20 protein-coding genes are annotated in these 14,801 nt (G+C 69.4%); 2 read left to right on the forward strand and 18 right to left on the reverse strand.

Features of this window, described 5'->3' with window-relative positions; all coding sequences use genetic code 11:
* The first annotated feature begins 60 nt into the window (after positions 1–60).
* Positions 61–855, forward strand: a complete 795-nt coding sequence (locus DFO47_RS01915) for a sigma-70 family RNA polymerase sigma factor (RefSeq protein WP_109045322.1) — start codon at positions 61–63, stop codon at positions 853–855.
* Positions 856–899: 44 nt separating this feature from the next.
* Here DFO47_RS01915 and csrA read toward each other — a convergent pair whose 3' ends face one another.
* From csrA to DFO47_RS01985, 14 genes are all read right to left on the reverse strand, one after another.
* Positions 900–1,133: a carbon storage regulator CsrA gene (csrA, locus tag DFO47_RS01920; RefSeq protein ID WP_109045321.1), complete on the reverse strand. Its 234-nt coding sequence runs from the start codon at positions 1,131–1,133 to the stop codon at positions 900–902.
* A 4-nt stretch (positions 1,134–1,137) separates the two neighbouring features.
* Positions 1,138–2,184, reverse strand: coding sequence for a hypothetical protein (locus DFO47_RS01925; protein WP_133830475.1), 1,047 nt, complete (start codon positions 2,182–2,184; stop codon positions 1,138–1,140).
* Positions 2,162–4,207, reverse strand: a complete 2,046-nt coding sequence (locus tag DFO47_RS01930; RefSeq protein WP_133830476.1) for a flagellar biosynthesis protein FlhA — start codon at positions 4,205–4,207, stop codon at positions 2,162–2,164. Before DFO47_RS01930 ends, DFO47_RS01925 begins: the two co-directional genes overlap by 23 nt.
* A gap of 43 nt (positions 4,208–4,250) precedes the next feature.
* Complete coding sequence (locus DFO47_RS01935; protein ID WP_133830477.1) at positions 4,251–5,330, reverse strand: EscU/YscU/HrcU family type III secretion system export apparatus switch protein; 1,080 nt, start codon at positions 5,328–5,330, stop codon at positions 4,251–4,253.
* Positions 5,331–6,089 carry a flagellar biosynthetic protein FliR gene (locus tag DFO47_RS01940; RefSeq protein WP_133830478.1) on the reverse strand — a complete coding sequence of 253 codons (759 nt, stop codon included), beginning with the start codon at positions 6,087–6,089 and terminating at the stop codon, positions 5,331–5,333. It abuts the gene before it with no gap.
* Entirely contained in the window at positions 6,086–6,361 is a 276-nt protein-coding gene (gene fliQ, locus DFO47_RS01945; protein ID WP_133830479.1) for a flagellar biosynthesis protein FliQ, read from the reverse strand. Before fliQ ends, DFO47_RS01940 begins: the two co-directional genes overlap by 4 nt.
* The gene (gene fliP / locus DFO47_RS01950; protein WP_243835321.1) at positions 6,361–7,143 is read right to left on the reverse strand and encodes a flagellar type III secretion system pore protein FliP; all 783 of its coding nucleotides are present in this window, start codon (positions 7,141–7,143) and stop codon (positions 6,361–6,363) included. The genes fliQ and fliP overlap by 1 nt, the downstream gene beginning before the upstream one ends.
* Positions 7,144–7,220: 77 nt before the next feature.
* Positions 7,221–7,751, reverse strand: a complete 531-nt coding sequence (gene fliO / locus DFO47_RS01955; RefSeq protein WP_133830480.1) for a flagellar biosynthetic protein FliO — start codon at positions 7,749–7,751, stop codon at positions 7,221–7,223.
* Positions 7,752–8,486, reverse strand: coding sequence for a flagellar motor switch protein FliN (gene fliN, locus DFO47_RS01960; RefSeq protein ID WP_133830481.1), 735 nt, complete (start codon positions 8,484–8,486; stop codon positions 7,752–7,754).
* The gene (locus tag DFO47_RS01965; protein WP_133830482.1) at positions 8,483–9,379 is read right to left on the reverse strand and encodes a flagellar motor switch protein FliM; all 897 of its coding nucleotides are present in this window, start codon (positions 9,377–9,379) and stop codon (positions 8,483–8,485) included. Before DFO47_RS01965 ends, fliN begins: the two co-directional genes overlap by 4 nt.
* 61 nt (positions 9,380–9,440) lie before the next feature.
* Positions 9,441–10,244, reverse strand: a complete 804-nt coding sequence (locus tag DFO47_RS01970) for a flagellar motor protein MotB (RefSeq protein WP_109045312.1) — start codon at positions 10,242–10,244, stop codon at positions 9,441–9,443.
* A complete protein-coding gene (locus tag DFO47_RS01975) occupies positions 10,241–11,059 on the reverse strand; it encodes a MotA/TolQ/ExbB proton channel family protein (RefSeq protein WP_133830483.1) in 819 nt (272 codons plus the stop codon). The genes DFO47_RS01970 and DFO47_RS01975 overlap by 4 nt, the downstream gene beginning before the upstream one ends.
* Before the next feature lie 3 nt (positions 11,060–11,062).
* Entirely contained in the window at positions 11,063–11,308 is a 246-nt protein-coding gene (locus DFO47_RS01980) for a flagellar FlbD family protein (protein ID WP_109045310.1), read from the reverse strand.
* Positions 11,309–11,406: 98 nt separating this feature from the next.
* Positions 11,407–11,970 (reverse strand): TetR/AcrR family transcriptional regulator, encoded by a 564-nt coding sequence (locus DFO47_RS01985; RefSeq protein WP_133830484.1) that lies wholly within the window; start codon positions 11,968–11,970, stop codon positions 11,407–11,409.
* Between the two features lie 71 nt (positions 11,971–12,041).
* Here DFO47_RS01985 and DFO47_RS01990 point away from each other — a divergent pair, with 71 nt between their 5' ends.
* On the forward strand, positions 12,042–12,614 hold the full coding sequence (locus DFO47_RS01990) for a dihydrofolate reductase family protein (protein WP_133830485.1): 573 nt from the start codon (positions 12,042–12,044) through the stop codon (positions 12,612–12,614).
* Positions 12,615–12,658: 44 nt separating this feature from the next.
* Here DFO47_RS01990 and crcB read toward each other — a convergent pair whose 3' ends face one another.
* From crcB to DFO47_RS02010, 4 genes are all read right to left on the reverse strand, one after another.
* Positions 12,659–13,036, reverse strand: coding sequence for a fluoride efflux transporter CrcB (gene crcB, locus DFO47_RS01995; protein WP_133830486.1), 378 nt, complete (start codon positions 13,034–13,036; stop codon positions 12,659–12,661).
* A complete protein-coding gene (locus tag DFO47_RS02000; protein ID WP_347876394.1) occupies positions 13,033–13,620 on the reverse strand; it encodes a CrcB family protein in 588 nt (195 codons plus the stop codon). Before DFO47_RS02000 ends, crcB begins: the two co-directional genes overlap by 4 nt.
* Positions 13,617–14,153, reverse strand: a complete 537-nt coding sequence (locus DFO47_RS02005; protein ID WP_133830487.1) for a universal stress protein — start codon at positions 14,151–14,153, stop codon at positions 13,617–13,619. The genes DFO47_RS02000 and DFO47_RS02005 overlap by 4 nt, the downstream gene beginning before the upstream one ends.
* 122 nt (positions 14,154–14,275) lie before the next feature.
* On the reverse strand, positions 14,276–14,776 hold the full coding sequence (locus DFO47_RS02010) for a DUF4188 domain-containing protein (protein ID WP_133830488.1): 501 nt from the start codon (positions 14,774–14,776) through the stop codon (positions 14,276–14,278).
* Positions 14,777–14,801: the final 25 nt, after the last annotated feature.

A 14,801-nucleotide genomic window follows, 5' to 3' on the forward strand; every position in this document is an offset into this window, starting at 1 on the left:
TAGTCTTCGCTCAGTGCTGCGCGGCAGCACCATCACTACAGTCTCGTGGGGGGACTTTTTTTGGATCGCGAACACCGCAACGAGCTGGTCCTCCAGCACCTCCCCTTAGTGGGTTATTTGGTTTCCGAGGTGTGCGCCAAAGCCTCCCATTTGTCGCGTGACGACCTCGCGTCGGTGGGGTCCATCGCGCTGATCACGTCCGCGGAGTCCTTCGATCCCGCCCTGGGCGTTCCCTTCGGAGCCTTCGCCCGCCGTCGTATCATCGGTGCCTTCGCGGACGAGATGCGCTCCCAGGACTGGGCCACACGCTCGGCCCGCAAACGCATCAAGGAAACCATGGCCGTGGAGGAAACCCTGCGCGGGCTCCTGGGCCGGAACCCCACGGTGTCGGAGATGGCGTCATCCCTCGGAGTGGAGCGAAGCGTGGTGGAAGCCGCCCTGGCCGACGCCGCCCGGACCCTCACCCCGCTGGACGACGTCATTGTGGAAACGTTCGCTGCGGAAACGGCGTCCCCCGAACACGCAGTGCTGGCGGATGAACGCGTCAAGTACCTTCGCGCTGCCGTCACGGCGTTGCCCGCCAAGATGCGCTACGTGGTGGAAGAGATCTACCTCGCCGGCCGCACCGTCAAGGAGCTTGCCGCCGAACTCGGATCCACCCACGCCGCCGTCTCCCAGCAGCGTGCAGAAGCCATCCGGCTGATGCGCGACGGCCTGGCGGCGCACTACGCCGACGACCCCGGCACCACCCACGCGCCGGAGTCACGAATCAACGCCCGCCGCCGGAACGACTACATGGCCCAAATGGGCGCCGCCACCCACGGCGGCATCACGCGCCCGGTCCTCTCGGCGTAAGGCTTTCCGCCGCACGTGCCAGGGACCCAACCCCGGCGGAAGCGTCAGTCCGCGGGCGGGAGGAACGCCTTCAGGAGCTCTTCGGTTTCCGGGCCCGCCTGCGCTGCTGCGACGTTTGCTGCGGCGATGGCTTCCACCACCTCGCTGCGCTGGATGGTCACGCCGCGGGGGGCTTCGATCCCGATCCGCACGCCGTCGCCGCGCCCCTCCATGACGGTGATGACAATGTCATCCCCGATCATGATTTTCTCGCCCGGCTTGCGCGTCAGAACCAACATGTACTCAATCTACCTTTCTGCCGTCCAGCCAACCGACGGGCAGCCCCAAACCGTGCACTGTTCCCGGGGTCAGGGTGTCCTGCGAACCCACGACGGCGAGCGCGTCCACAGCGGTCAGGTTCCGCAGTGCCGTCAGCCAGGCAGCGGTATCGTCGGTTTTCCGGCGGGCGTCCGCCACCACCCAGGCCTGGTCAGCGCCGAGGCTTGCGATCACGGCTGCGTGGCCTGCGACGTCGCGCGGGCTGCCCAGCCCGAACGCCAGCAGCACCGCCTGCCCGGTGGCCACGGCCGAGGCCCGCGCCGCCGTCGCGCCCTGGCGGTCCGCCACGTGCAGGTGGCCGAACGCGGTCAGCTTGCCGCTGGTCCGGACATCGCAGCCCCCCGCGGCCAGGGACATCTCCAGGGCCGGGCCCAGGGCGTCGTCGCCAAGCCCCAGCAGCAGCACCAGGTCCCCGGCACCGGTGAGCGGTGCCGGAGCTTTCGGACGGGTCTTTGCCTGGCCAACGGCCTCACCCGGAGCACCTGCGGGAAGCGCCAGGGAAGGTTCGACGGCGGCAAGCGGCTTGCCGTAGTCGGCACCCAGCTGCGCCAACAGTCCGGCGAAGTCGGCCCGCGCCGTCGAAACCGGCACGGGCTCCACGGGCTCCACGGGCTCCACGGCTTGCGCGGCAGCGGACGGGACGTGCGGAGAACCTGAAGCAGCGCCAAGCCCGCCACCCCGGCCGTGGAGCCGCAGCTCGCTCTGGTCCGCCTGCTCCAGCAGGGCGGCAATAGCGGGGCGCCGGAGTCCGGCGTGGGCGTTGGCAGCCGTGCCCGGTGCCGGCGTCGCGGTTGCCAAAGGCGCCTGCACAGACGCGCCAACACCAGCGGAAGCTGCACCGTCCGGCACCTCCACCGTGGCCTCGAACCGGTCCTTGGCGAACAACCCGCCGAACCCGGGGTTGGTCACTTTCTCGGCCGCGACAATCCGGGCGCCGGCGCCGTACTGGGCCACGGCCTTGTCCCGGATGGCCTCCAGCGAGGACCCCTTAAGCCTGAATTGCTTCGGCATGCCGCACCACCCCCATCGTCTCGATGCCCACGTTCGCGGCTGTCACCTCGCGGTAGGACAAAACCTGCACGCCGCCGTCGGGCCCTGCCACCAGCCGCCGCACCGCCGGCCGCAGCGCCGGAGCGCACACCAGCACCGGCTGGCGACCGGCCGCCGCGGCGGATTCCATGGACTGCTTGACCGAGCCCAGCACGGCGTCGAGCCGGGCCTGGTTCATGACGATCTGCGTGCCGCCCTCCCCCGGGCGGAGGTCCTCCAGCATGGACTGCTCCAGCAGCGGATCGATCATGATCACGTGCAGCACTCCGCCGTCCAGGAACTTCGCGGCGAGCGCCGGGCCCAGCGACTGCCGGGCCGCCTCGATCAGCGCCTCGGGATCAGTGGAAGCTTTCGCCCGCAGCGCCAGGGCCTCGTAGATGCGCGGGAGGTCGTTGATGCGGACCTGTTCCTCCAGCAGGCCCTGCAGCACCCGCTGGATCTCCGCCAGGGACAGCAGCCCCGGGGTGAGTTCCTCCACGGCCGCCGGGCTCAGCTTCCGGACACCTTCGGTGAGCACCCGGACATCCTCCCGGGAGAGCAGCCGCGCCGCGTTGGCCGTGACGATCGAGGACAGGTGCGTCACCAGCACCGAGACGCGGTCGATCACGGTGGCGCCGGTCATTTCCGCGCTGTGCCGCATCTCGGACGGGATCCACTTGCCGGCCAGCCCGAACACGGGTTCCACGGTGGAGGCGCCGGGCAGGGCGTCCAGGAAGTCGCCCAGGGCCAGCATCCGCCCGGCCGGTGCGGTGCCGCGGCCGGCCTGCACCCCGGCAATCCGGATCACGTAGGTGGCCGGCGGCAGCTCCACGCTGTCCCGGGTGCGGACCGGCGGGATCACCAGCCCCAGGTCCATGGCGATCTTGTGCCGCAGGGAACGCACCCGGGCCAGCAGGTCATCCGAGGCGCCGGAGACGATGTCCACCAGGTCCGGGGCCAGCAGGATCTCCACCGGGTGGACCCGCATGTCCTCGAGCAGCCGCTCGTTCGGGTCCTCCTCCGGCAGCAGCGAGGCTTCCTCCGCCGCCGCCACGTCAGCCCGGGCCTTCTGGTCTGCGGCCAGCCGCCGCGAACCGAACAGCAGCAGCGCGGCCACCAGCAGGAACGGCAGGATGGGCATGCCCGGGATGAAAGCCATGGCGGCCGCGGCCAGCCCGGCGATCATCATGGCCGTGGGCGACTGCATCAGCTGGGAGGACGCGGTGCGGCCCATGTCCTCCTCGGCGTTGGACCGGGTGACGATCATGCCGGTGGACACGGCCATGAGTAGCGCGGGGATCTGCGTGACCAGGCCATCGCCCATGGTCAGCAGCCCGAAGGTACCCAGCGCATCCCCCACGTTCATGCCGCGTTGCAGCACCCCGATGGCAATGCCGCCGATGAAGTTGATGATGATAATGATGATGCCCGCGATCGCATCGCCCTTGACGAACTTGGACGCACCATCCATGGCGCCGTAGAAGTCCGCCTCCGCCGAGACGTCCGCGCGGCGGCTGCGGGCCTGCGCGTCCGTGATGAGGCCGGCGTTCAGGTCCGCGTCGATGGCCATCTGCTTGCCGGGCATGGCGTCCAGGGTGAACCTGGCACCCACCTCCGCCACGCGCTCGGCGCCCTTGGTGACCACCACGAACTGGATGACCACCAGGATCAGGAACACCACCGCGCCAATGATCATGGACCCGCCCACCGTGACATGGCCAAACGCCTCGATCACCTGCCCCGCGTACCCCTGCCCCAGCACCAGCCGGGTTGAGGCCACATTGATGCCCAGCCGGAACAGGGTTGCCACCAGCAGCAGCGAGGGGAACACCGAAAAGTCCAGCGGCTTCTTGACGAACATGCTGGTCAGCAGCACCAGCAGCGCCAGCAGGATGTTGCAGACAATCAGGACATCCAGCAGCGGCGCCGGAACGGGGACCACGAGCAGCAGCACGATGCCCACGATCCCCACCGGAACGGCCAACGGGCCAAGCGGCTTCTTCATGCGGAGGTCCTTTCACGGCGGTCAGGTTCAAGCAGCGCGGCGGTCATGGCACTTCCGCCATCCGGTGCATCCCGCGGGCGGCGCCGCGGGCTTTGAGGGACATCACGAACGCCAGCACCCCGGCCACCGCCCGGTACAGCTCCAACGGGATCTCCTGGCCGAGCCCGCAGGCCGAATGCAGCGCCCGGGCCAGCGGGATGTCCTGCACCATGGGCACCTCCTTGGCCTCCGCCTCGGCCCTGATCCGGGTGGCGATGACCCCCGCCCCCTTGGCCACCACCCGCGGAGCCGACGTGCCGGCGTCGTACTTCAACGCCACGGCCACGTGCGTGGGGTTGACCAGCACCACGTCGGCGTCGGCGATGGCGGCGATCATGCGGTTCCGGCTCATGGCCAGCTGCCGGGAACGCCGGTGCGAGCGGACCAGGGGGTCGCCCTCGGTGTTCTTGTTCTCGTCCGTGACTTCCTTCTTGGACATCCGGGTCTTCTTGCGGTTGCGGCGCATCACCACCAGCACGTCCGCGGCCGCCAGCACCAGGCCCGCCGCCACGGCGAACTGCACCAGGGAGCCGATGCCGTCCGTGGCCGCGGCGATCACCCCGGACACCGGCAGCCCGCCGGCGGTGAGCAGCACCGGGATGAGGCGCTGGACCACGAAATAGAGGACGACGCCGACGACGGCCGCCTTCAGGAGCGCCTTCAGCCCGCCCCACACGGCCTGCATCCCGAAGAGCCGCTTGAGCCCGCTGAGCAGGTTGAAATGGCCGAACTCGGGGCGGAACTTCTTGAAATGCACCCCGCCCTGCACGGCGGATCCGGCCAGCACCACCAGGAACACCACCAGCAGCAGAGGCCCCAGGATGCCGGCCAGCGAGCCCAGCCCCAGTTCCAAGGCGTGCAGGGCCTTGCCGAGGTCCGGGCTTTCCATCACGGAACGGATGCTGAACACCTGGTCCACGGCGGCGTTGGCGGCCCGGTCGATGGTGGCCGGCAGCATCACGGCGCCGGCACCGACACCCAGCCAGGCGGTGAGGTCCTGCGAGCGGCTGAGCTGGCCCTTGGACCGGACCTCGCGCATCCGCTTGTCCGTGGCCTGCTCGGTGCGCTCCTGCGAGTCCGCCATTCAGCCCACCCCCATCAGCGAGTTGACGGCCTGCCCCGCCAGGACGGCCACGATCCGCGGCAGCCCCAGGAACAGGAAACCCGCCAGGGCCAGGGTGAGCAGGATCTTCAGCGGGAAACCCAGCGCGAACGCGTTCAGGGCCGGCGCCACGCGGGTCAGCAGGCCCAGGCCGACGTCGGCCAGCAGCAGCACCACCATCAGCGGCCCGGCGATCTGCACCGCGCACAGGAACATCCCGGTGACGGCCTGGACCATTGCCTGGGCGGGCCGGGCGAGGTCGATCCCGCCGGCCAGGGGGAACGCCGTGAAGCTGCCGGTCAGGCCGCCAATCACCAGCTGGTAGCCGTCCGAGGCGAACAGCAGGGCCAGCGCCGCCATCTGCAGGAGCCGGGTGAACTGGGCGCCGTTGACCATCATCTGGGGATCGAACGCCTGGGCCATCTGGAATCCGCTGGAGAGGTCGATCAGGCTGCCCGCGGACTGGACGGCGGCGAACACCAGGTACACCAGGAACCCCAGGGCCAGGCCGGTGGCCAGCTCCAGGACGATCGCGGTGAGGAACCCCGCCGTATCCAGGGGCACATACCCGGCCGCCAGGCGCCCTGACACGGCAAGGCCCAGCCCGATGCCCAGCATGGCCTTGACCTGCGCCGGGATGGCCTGGTGCGCGAACGGCGGGGCCACCACCAGGAACGCGACCATCCGGACGGAGGCCAGCAGCATCACTTCCAGCCAGCCCTGGTCGACGGGGATGTTCACGTTCCCCCGATCAACCCGGGCAGGCGGGCGAAAAGCTCGTTGGTGAACGAGACCATCTCGGTGATCATCCAGTGCGCGCACACCACCAGGGCGATGGCCACGGCCACGGCCTTGGGCACGAAGGACAAGGTGGCTTCCTGCAGCTGGGTGATGGACTGCAGCAGCGAGATGGCCAGGCCCACCACCAGCGCGGTGACCAGCACGGGTGCGGAGAGCTTGGCCGCCACGATCATGGCCTGGAGGCAGATGTCCAGGACGGCGTTGGTATCCATCAGCCGTAGCTCTGGATCAGGGAGGTGATGACCAGTCCCCAGCCGTCCACCAGGATGAACAGCAGGATCTTGAACGGCAGCGAGATCATCACCGGCGGCAGCATCATCATGCCCATGGACATCAGGGCGGCGGAGACCACCAGGTCGATCACCAGAAACGGGATGAAGATGACGAACCCGATGATGAACGCCGCCCGCAGCTCGGAAATCATGAACGCCGGGATGAGGGTCTGCAGCGGCACCGATTCCGGGTTGGCCGGGTTGGCCATCTTGGCCGCCCGCGTCATCAGGGCGATGTCCTCCTGCCGGGTGTGGCCCAGCATGAACCGCTGCAGCGGCGCGGCACCGGCGGACACGGCCCCGCCGAAGTCGATGCTGCCGTTCAGGTACGGCTGCACCGCGGCGGTGTTGATGTCCTGGATCACCGGCCACATGATGAACAGGGACAGGAACAGGGCCAGCCCGGCAAGCACCTGGTTGGGCGGGATGGACGGCAGCGACAGGGCGTTCCGGGTCATGGCCAGCACCACGAAGATCTTGGTGAAGGACGTCATCATCAGCAGCAGCGCCGGCGCCACGGACAGCAGGGTGATGCCGATCAGGGTGACCACGGCGGTGGAGGGCTGGCCGTCCAGGCCGTTGATGTTGATGCTCACGTTGCCGTTGCCCGGTTCGGCGGGGGCCGCGGGCGGGGTGGGCGCGGGCACCGGGACGGGGGCGGCGTGCGCGGGGGTTCCGGCCAGGGCGGCGCCCAGCCAGAGGACGACGACGGCGAGCAGCACCGCTGCGACGGCGGCCAGCAGCAGCCGGGTTGCCGTGGCGGCCTGGCGGGGCCGCCGGCCGGCGGCCGCGGTTCCGGTCAACTCCGGCGTCCGCGGAGCGCTTCGGCGGCCTGCCGCCAGGTGGAACCGGCCAGGAGGGAGCCGTGCAGCTTCGACGCCGGCACACCGGGACCGGACACCCTGGATCCGGGCAGGGCCGCGGGGCCCACGCGGCGGTGCAGCTCGGCCCGGCGGGGCATGCCCGCCGCCTCCTGGAACACGGCGGCGAAACTCTCCGACGGCGCCGCCGCCACCCGCCCGGGTGCCGGGAGCGCGGCCCGCTGCTCCGGCGTCGTGATGTCCACTGCTTCCACCGGGATCTCCCCGGCATGCAGGACGTTGATGCTGTGTTCGGTGACGCCGAGCAGGAAGCGTTTGTCCCCGGCATCGATCACCACCACGGAGGCCTTCTGGCCCACGCTCTGGCGGCTGACCACGCTCAGGGTGCGGTTGGCGCGGCGGCGGCCGTGGCCTTTCGCCTTGCCCAGGCGGCGCTGCAGGTACCACATCAGGCCCAGCACCGCCCCAAGGGCCACGAGCACGCGCAGCCCCAGGATGACTGAATCCATCTACCCCAGTCCCTCGGCGGTATCCAGGATGCGGGTGATGCGGACGGCGTAGTCCTGGTCCACCACCACCACTTCCCCGTGGGCGATCAGGCGGCCGTTGAGCAGGACGTCGGCGGGGGCACCGGCGGAGCGGTCCAGTTCAATGACCTTGCCCGGTTCCAGTGCCAAGGCGTCCCGGACGGACATCCTGGTGCGGCCGATCTCCACGGTCAGGGACATTTCCACGTTGCTGATCAGGCTGAGCCGGGCCGGAACGCCGGAATCCCGGCGGGAGCCGCGGCCGGCGTCATGGACGGTGCCGTGCTCGCGCACCCGCACTGCGAACCAGCCGGCCGGGCTGGTGCCGTCCGTCAATTCGAACACCGCGGTTTCCGGGTCCGAGAGCAGCCCGGCGGCGTCCTCTTCCCGCAGCTCGCCCAGCACGCCGGCGTCGAACACCGCGGCAGCCGCCTCCATGGCAGGGCGCAGGATGTCGACGGCGGACACCAGGCCCGGTGCCCCGCCGCCGGCAGCCGCTCCCGCACCGCCGGCCGCGGCCAGGAACGAACGGTTCGCCAGGACCAGGGCCAGGTCCGCCGTCACGGCGCCCACGAACGTGGCCGCGATGCCCTGCGGCGCGTACGCAGCGGCCGCCAGCGGCGGGACGATGCCGGAAACGGACAGCACCGCCGGATGCGGCAGGTGCAGGGCCAGTTGCTGCGCCGAGGATTCGTGCAGGTTCAAAGTGATGGTCATCGCTGGTTCTCCTCGGTGGTGACAATGACGGCGGCGGCACGGGAACCGTTCCGGGCCGGGGCCGCGGTGGCCAGCCGGGTGCCGTTGATAGTGACGTCGAACGGGCTGTTCTCGCGGTGCGGCAGGGGCAGGATGTCGCCCACGGCCAGGCCAAGGATCTGCCCGGGCGTCACCGGCGCGGACGCCAGCTGCACGGCCACGTCCACCGGCACCTGCGCCACCTGGGCACGGACCAGGGCGCCGGCGTCGGCCGTGGGAACCATCGGGTTGACCGCACCCAGGCCCGGGAGCAGCACGTCCGCCGGGATGGCCAGCGTGGCGGCGCTGTGGTTCTCGCCCACCTTGACGCTGAACGCGGCCACGATCATCAGCTCGCCGGGCGCCGCCGCCTGGGCGAACTGGGAGTTGTACTGGACCACGTCCATGGCCAGCGGCGCGGACAGCAGGGAGCCCAGTGAATAGCGCAGGTCCTCCAGCCCGTCCTCCACCATGCGCCGCACCAGGGCATGCTCGATCTGGGTGAACTTGCGTTCCGGGACCACCGGGTCCGTGGCGCCGCCCAGCATCCGGCTGATCCAGGACAGGGCGGCGGTGGCCGGGAACTGCAGGACCAGCCGGGATTCGCTGCCTTCGATCCGGCACAGGACCATGGCGGTGACGGCCGGCAGGGAGGCGGCGTATTCGTCGTAGCTCTGCATGCTCAGCTGGTCCAGGGTGGCGGAAGACTTCACCCGGACCTTCGCTGTGAGCTGGGTGCCCCACTGCCTGGCGAATGTTTCAAACGCCACTTCCAGGACGCGGCTGTGCTGCCGGGGCAAGGTGGTGGGCCTGCGGAAATCGTAGACGTCCACGGTCCGTTGCCGTGGCGCCTGCCGGTCCTCCAGTTCACTCACGGGTGGGACTATCGGCAGCGGTTCCCGGCGCGTAAGCAGGTTGGACCGGTGTTCTTGTCCCTTACGGGGCCGGTTTCGCGGCCTCCACTTTGATGGCTTCCGGAATGAGCGCCCGGATGGCCTCCGCCTTGTCCGAGAGGACCACCACATCCACCCGGCGGTTCAGTTCCATGAGTTCCTCGGTGGAATCGTCGTTGACCTGGCGGGCGGACCCGAACGCCACCGCCCCGATCCTGCCCGGCGGCACTCCCCCGCGGTCCACCAGGTAGCGCAGCACGTTGACGGACCGTGCGGAGGACAGCTCCCAGGTGGACGGGAACGAGGTGATGCCGTTGGCGGCGTGGCCTTCCACCATGATCTCCAGGCCGGCCGGGGCCAGGGTGGGGCTGATGGTGTCCAGGACCTGGCTGGCGCGCGGAGTGAGCTCGGGCCGGTCCGGCAGGAAAAAGGCCTGCGAGCCCACCAGTTTCACGGTCAGGCCACGCTCGGTGACCTGGAACTGGACATTGGCGTCCAACTGGCCGGCCTTGAGGTCCGACTGCATTTTCTGCTGCAGGGCGGTGAGCCGGTCCACCTCTTTGATGGCCAGTTCCAGGGAGGAGAAGGCTTCGGCATCCTTGTTGATCTGCTCGGGCGGCACCACGGTTCCGCTGGCGGTGTCCACCGTCTGCGTGGCCACCGCCCCGAATCCGGTGGCCAGGGAGTTGCGGAGCTTGTCGAACTTGGCCTGGTCCACGGTGGACATGGCGAACAGGACGATGAACATGCACATGAGCACGGTGACCATGTCCATGTAGGACGCCATCCACCGTTCGTCCACGTGTTCTTCCTCCGGCTCGTGGCTCCGGCGGCGGCGCCTGCTCAAGCGGCCCGGCCCAGGTCCGAGAGCTCGCCGGCGGCCGGGGCGCCCTTGGTTTTGCCCTTGCCTTTGGCCTGCCCGGCCGGAACCATGGCGTTGAGCCGTTCGGCGAGCAGCAGCGGCTGGGTGCCGTTCTGCACCGCGAGCATGCCTTCCATCAGCAGGGTCATCCGCTCGATTTCCAGGTCAGAGAGGCGCTTGAGCCGGGAACTGAACGGCAGCCACAGGAAGTTCGCGGACACCAGGCCCCACAGGGTGGCCACGAACGCGGTGGCGATCATGGGGCCCAGGTGGTCCGGGGTGGAGAGGTTTTCCAGGACGTGGGTCAGCGACACCACCGTGCCGATGATGCCGATGGTGGGTGCGTACCCGCCCAGGCTGGCGAAAAACTTGCTGGAGATCCGGTCGCGGCGCTGCTTGGTGTCGATCTCGTCTTCCATGAGCATCCGCAGCTCTTCGGCGTCCGTGCCGTCGGCGATGTTTTGCAGGGCACGGGCCAGGAACGGGTCCTTGGCCTTGCCGGCCTCATCCTCCAGGGCCAGGAGGCCTTCGCCGCGGGCAATCTCCGCGAACCCCACCAGCTGGTCGATGCTGTCCTGCGGTTTGGCCGGTTTGGCCACGAATGCCCGGGGCAGGTCCTTGAACGCCTGGAGGGCGTCCCGGAGGGTGTTTCCGGCCAGGCCCACCGCCAGGGTGGCACCGAACACCAGGACCATGGGCGCGGGCAGCAGGAGCGCCTCCACGCTGGCACCTTCCAGGGTGACCATGGCAAAGACGGAGCCGAAGGCCAGCAGCAGCCCGATGATTGTTGCGGGATCCATGGGTTACTCCTCGGGCGTCCGGACAAGGCTGAGCGAATGCCCGGGGGCTGCCGGCAGGTCACGTGCCCGGCGGAGAACATAGGCCCGGTAGTTCGCAATCAGCTCCACAACCTCAGCCAGGCTTTCGCGCACAACGTACGTGGCGCCGTCGAGCGTGACCAGGTGCGTGTCCGGGCTCTCGTGGATCCGCTCGATCACATCCGGATTCACGGCAAAGCGGGTGCCGTTGAGGCGGGTGACAACGATCATGGGCCGTTTCTGCTCTGTTGGGTGGGCGTTCCCTCCCTACTGTCGGCCGCCCGGCCCGGGCCGTTAGGTCAGGGGTGATCCCGGCGCCGGCAACCCGCTCATTTGAGGATCCGGTCCACCAGTTCGTCCACGACGGCGTCGAGGGAGAGTCCTGTGGCCAGCGGGACGGTGAGGTGGTCCAGCATGAGCCCGTCGATGGCGTAGTGGAACAGGGCCAGCTCTGTTCGGCCTCCGGGCAGTCCGGCCCGGTCATTGAATTTCACGTCGTCTTCGAAGGCGCGTTGCCGCCACTTGCCCAGCGAGTCGGCAACAGCCGGACGCCGGGCAGCTTCCAGCCGCAGCTCGAAAAGCGCGAGGGACACGTGGGGGTCGGCACCGAGCCGCCGCACAACGTCACGCAGGTACGCGGCGAACAGTGCCCTGTCCGGTTCCCGGCCCTGCCCCGGGCCGGCGGCCGGATCAGGAGTCAGCCGCTCTCCGATCCGGTCAACCAACGCGGCGATGAGGTCGTCCCGGGTGGGGAAATAGTTGGAGGCAGTCCCCCGGGGCGCACCGGCCGCGGCGTCGACGGCCCGATGCGTGAGGCCGCGGGCGCCTTCCTCGGCGAGGACGCGGATGCCGGCGTCGGCAAGGGTGGAACGTCGTTCATCGTTTCGGGCCATACGGATCATGCTAGCCAAACCACGACGCCTGTTGTACTTTAACTACGACAGGTGTCGTGATTGGAGAAACCATGCGAGAACTCGTTTACTACGTTGCCGTGAGCATTGACGGATACATTGCCGACCCAACCGGCGGATTCGACGCCTTCCTTGCCGACGGCGACCACATGGCATTCGTGGTCGGCGATTACGCCGACGCCCTGCCCGCACACGCACACAGCGCACTCGGCCTAGAGCCGCCCGGAACACGGTTCGATACCGTGATCATGGGGCGGAACACCCTGGCCCCGGCACTCGACGCCGGCATCAGCAGCCCGTATCCGCATCTTCGGCAAATTGTGGCCAGCAGGAGCCCACGCACGCTGGACCCCGCCATCACCGTGACCGCCGACCCATTGGCCGCCGTCGGAGACCTGAAACGGGAAGAGGGCCTGGACATCTGGCTGTGCGGCGGCGGCGCGCTGGCCGGATCGCTCCTGCCGGAGATCGACCGGCTCGTGCTGAAGCGAAACCCCGTGGCGTTCGGGTCGGGCATTCCGCTGTTCGGCAACAAGCCCTTCGCTGCACAGTCGTTCGCCCTGACGTGGACCCGTTCGTTCCAGTCGGGCGTGGTGATCGAAGAGTACGGCGCGCACGGGAATTAAACCGCGGCAACAGGCGCCGCCTGGGGACGCGCCGGCCTGCCCGGCTAGAACAGGCTGCCGAGCGCAAGCCCGGCGGCAGCAGCGGCCACCGCGGCCACCGCGGTGCCGATGCCGTTGAGGAGGGCCAGCCCGGTACGGCGGGACTGGATGAGCCGGACGGTTTCGAAGCTTGCCGTGCTGAACGTGGTGTACCCGCCCAGGAACCCGGTGCCGACAATGGCCTGCAGCTCGACCGGCGCTGCGTGCACGATCACGGCGCCGGCGAGCAAGCCAAGCAGGAACGAGCCCGTGACGTTGATGATGATGGTTCCCACCGGCAGGGCGGTGCGGGCCCTGGACCGTACCAGGCCGTCCACCACGAACCGGGTGGCTGCCCCGAGCCCGCCGGCGACGCCGACCAGGATAATGGTGGCGACGTTCACCGGTTCTCCTTCTTCAGAGCCTTCCGGCTGCCGGTTGCCCGTGCGTGGTTGCCCGCCGCCAGCCAAATTCCCGCCACGGTGGCAGCCGCGCCCGCCACCACGCTGACCGCCACGTAGAGCAGCGCGTCCGCGACGCGGCCGGCTCCGAACAGGGTGTTCGTTTCCAGCGCCAGGGTGCTGTACGTGGTGAACGCGCCCAGGAACCCGGTGCCGACGAACAGCCGGATCAGCCGAAGCCGCCCCGCGTCAGGGCCCCGCCGCACCAGGGCCTCCAGCAGGAGGCCGAGCAGGAAGGCGCCGGAAAGGTTGATGGCCAGGGTGGGGACCGGCCAGCCACCCGGTGCAGGCAGGATGCCGGCAAGTCCAAAACGGGCCAGCGCCCCCAGGATGCCGCCCGCAATGACGACCAGCAGGAACCCGGGATGCAGGTGCACCGGCCGGTGCGGGCGCGCCGCACCAAGCGTCCCCTGGTCCGCCGCAGCCTCCCGGCCGCCGGCCTCCGGACGCCCGGTCCCGTCGTCGTCCCCCCGCTTGTCCGCGTTCCCCGCCTGCGTCTGGGCGCCGGGGACAGGCGGTTCCATCATCGGCCCGCCTTGGGCTGGTGCTTGTGCGGCGACAGCGGGACCACCAGCACGGGCCGGTGCTGGCGGTGGGTGAGGTACACCGCCACGGATCCCACCAGCATTTCCTCAAGCCGGGCCCCGAGTCCGCGCTCGCGGGTGCCCACCACGATGACGGACGCATCGGCGGATTCCGCCAGGCGTCCCAGCGCCCGGGCCGGGTCACCGGCAAGGGTCACGAAGGACCAGTCGACCCCGGATCCGTCGAAAGCTGCACGGAGGTCCGCGGCAATGGTGGCACCGATTCCTTCGATATCGTCATCCACCCCGTCGGGGTCGATCGGCCGGGCCTCCGCCCTGCCGTCCGGCTCCCCGGCAAGGTAGGTGGTTACGTCCACGTAGGCACAGACCAGCTTCACTCCGAGGCTGAACGCCAGCTCCGCGGCACGGTGCGCGACGGCAAGCGGCTGGCCGGGCACGACGCCCATCAGCACCGGCCCGCTGATCTGCCGCGGGACGTACGGCGCAGGGCTGGATGGTTTCGCTGCGTCAGTCATCTGTTCTCCTGTCAGATCCGGATTCTACTGCGCAGCCGGACCTCGGGAGGAAACGCGCGTCATTGCCCCGCGGCGGGGGACGCCTGGCCCCAGCCCGGTTCGGCGTCGTCAAACCCCTGCGGTCAGGAACCGCCGGCGGGGCGGGCAGCCCGCCCCATCCGCTGCTTGGCGGTGTTGGTGCCTGCTCCGACCGGGACATGGTTCGTGGCCTTGGCGAGCCCGAAGAGCGGCATCCCGCTGTAGATGACCTCGATGCCGGCAGCGGGCACCTGATAGGTCTCATGCCAGACGCCGACGTTCCCGGTTCCGGCGAGCTCCTTCATGAAACGGCGCCAGGGTTCCAGATGGGGCGCATCCCTGTCCGCCGCAAACTTCCGCAGGTGCTCCGGACTTTCCCAGTAGCTGAGCATCATGGTGGTGCGCCCCACCCATTGCTGGTAACCGAGCATCCCCGTCGCCGGGTCATCTCCCAAATGCTGAAGCATCCGCCCCATGGCGGCACCAACCCTCCCCACGGTCCCCACCTTCCACCACCGGTTGGCCCGCATCCCGATCAGGAAAACCGTGACGGACTCCCGGCCCGGATCGGCTGTATAGCGGCCCGGAAATACCTTCTGCGACATGGGAACCCCTTCGGCACGGTGTTGT

This window comes from Arthrobacter sp. AG258 (assembly GCF_004364695.1).
GTDB lineage: Bacteria > Actinomycetota > Actinomycetes > Actinomycetales > Micrococcaceae > Arthrobacter.

What these genes read in the sequence shown, in the direction of transcription:
- csrA (WP_109045321.1), bottom strand. Translation starts at nt 1,133, where the DNA reads ATGTTGGTTCTGACGCGCAAGCCGGGCGAGAAAATCATGATCGGGGAT.
- DFO47_RS01925 (WP_133830475.1), bottom strand. Translation starts at nt 2,184, where the DNA reads ATGCCGAAGCAATTCAGGCTTAAGGGGTCCTCGCTGGAGGCCATCCGG.
- DFO47_RS01930 (WP_133830476.1), bottom strand. Translation starts at nt 4,207, where the DNA reads ATGAAGAAGCCGCTTGGCCCGTTGGCCGTTCCGGTGGGGATCGTGGGC.
- DFO47_RS01935 (WP_133830477.1), bottom strand. Translation starts at nt 5,330, where the DNA reads ATGGCGGACTCGCAGGAGCGCACCGAGCAGGCCACGGACAAGCGGATG.
- fliQ (WP_133830479.1), bottom strand. Translation starts at nt 6,361, where the DNA reads ATGGATACCAACGCCGTCCTGGACATCTGCCTCCAGGCCATGATCGTG.
- fliO (WP_133830480.1), bottom strand. Translation starts at nt 7,751, where the DNA reads ATGGATTCAGTCATCCTGGGGCTGCGCGTGCTCGTGGCCCTTGGGGCG.
- fliN (WP_133830481.1), bottom strand. Translation starts at nt 8,486, where the DNA reads ATGACCATCACTTTGAACCTGCACGAATCCTCGGCGCAGCAACTGGCC.
- DFO47_RS01975 (WP_133830483.1), bottom strand. Translation starts at nt 11,059, where the DNA reads ATGGATCCCGCAACAATCATCGGGCTGCTGCTGGCCTTCGGCTCCGTC.
- DFO47_RS01980 (WP_109045310.1), bottom strand. Translation starts at nt 11,308, where the DNA reads ATGATCGTTGTCACCCGCCTCAACGGCACCCGCTTTGCCGTGAATCCG.
- DFO47_RS01985 (WP_133830484.1), bottom strand. Translation starts at nt 11,970, where the DNA reads ATGGCCCGAAACGATGAACGACGTTCCACCCTTGCCGACGCCGGCATC.
- DFO47_RS01990 (WP_133830485.1), top strand. Translation starts at nt 12,042, where the DNA reads ATGCGAGAACTCGTTTACTACGTTGCCGTGAGCATTGACGGATACATT.
- DFO47_RS02000 (WP_347876394.1), bottom strand. Translation starts at nt 13,620, where the DNA reads ATGATGGAACCGCCTGTCCCCGGCGCCCAGACGCAGGCGGGGAACGCG.
- DFO47_RS02005 (WP_133830487.1), bottom strand. Translation starts at nt 14,153, where the DNA reads ATGACTGACGCAGCGAAACCATCCAGCCCTGCGCCGTACGTCCCGCGG.
- DFO47_RS02010 (WP_133830488.1), bottom strand. Translation starts at nt 14,776, where the DNA reads ATGTCGCAGAAGGTATTTCCGGGCCGCTATACAGCCGATCCGGGCCGG.